The 1,030-nt window shown below is 69.4% G+C and carries 2 protein-coding genes; both read left to right on the forward strand.

From position 1 onward, the window contains the following. Nucleotides 1–774 (forward strand): acyltransferase (locus EOA28_RS36795; RefSeq protein WP_148671151.1); only part of this gene is annotated, 774 nt, incomplete at its 5' end. Beyond that, nucleotides 771–1,030, forward strand: a 260-nt coding sequence (locus EOA28_RS36800) for a glycosyltransferase family 2 protein (protein ID WP_128315893.1), incomplete at its 3' end; no start/stop codon positions are given. The genes EOA28_RS36795 and EOA28_RS36800, both read left to right, overlap by 4 nt.

A 1,030-nucleotide genomic window follows, 5' to 3' on the forward strand; every position in this document is an offset into this window, starting at 1 on the left:
GAGACAGGCCATTTCTGGAGCCTCAGCATCGAGGAGCAATTCTACCTCGCCTGGCCGCTGATCGTGCTTCTGGCGCCGCGCCGGCGCATCGAGGCGATCGCCATCGGCGTCATCGCGTTCTCGCTCGCCTACCGGTTCTACTGGCCGCTCGCCGCCAACCCGGCGCTGGCCCGCGACCTGCTGCCGCCGGCCTCGATGGACGCGCTTGGCTGCGGCGCCCTGCTTGCCGTCCGCCGCGCCAGGGGCGCGGATGCGCCGCAATGGATGCGGCTCTGCTGGCCGGCCCTGGCGGTGGCGTTCCTGTTCGTGGTCCAGTCCGATCCCGGGCCGGCGGATTCGGCCTGGGAATGGCCGCGCTGGACGCTGGTGCAGGTGCTGCCGCTGGTGCCGATGCTGGCAATCGTCGACGCATGCTCGAACGGCCTGCGCGGCACAATGGGCAGGGTGGCCGAACTCCCCCCGCTGCTATGGCTCGGCCGCATCAGCTACGGCGTATACCTCTATCATTCGATCCTTCTGGCCTGTGCCGTCAGGGCGCAGCCATGGATCCCGGTCAACGTCTCGGAACAGGGGCCGGGGCGGTTCCTCGTCGCGGGCACCGCCACGCTGGTCGTCGCCTCGCTCTCCTGGGTGTTCTTCGAGAAGCCGCTCAACGGCCTCAAGCGCTATTTCCCCTATGTCGCGCCCGCTCATCCGCGCGGCGCGAGCGAGGCCCTCCGGTTCGGCGCCGCCCCGGCGCTCGATCTGCGGCCGACGGACCGGAGCCGACCATGACCGCGGCACCTCTCATTTCCGTGCTGTTGCCGGTCTACAATGCCGAGCCCTATGTGGCCGCCGCCATGCAGTCGATCCTGCGGCAGGACTACGGCCGGCTCGAAATCATCGCCATCGACGACGGATCGACCGACAGGTCGCTGGAGATCCTCGAACGCTGCCGCCGGGACGACGGCCGCGTATCGATCATCTCGCGCGAAAACCGTGGCCTCGTCGCCAGCCTCAACGAAGGGCTGGCGGTCGCGCGGGGCGAGCT

This window comes from Mesorhizobium sp. M2A.F.Ca.ET.067.02.1.1, assembly GCF_004023285.1.
Taxonomy (GTDB): Bacteria; Pseudomonadota; Alphaproteobacteria; order Rhizobiales; family Rhizobiaceae; genus Mesorhizobium.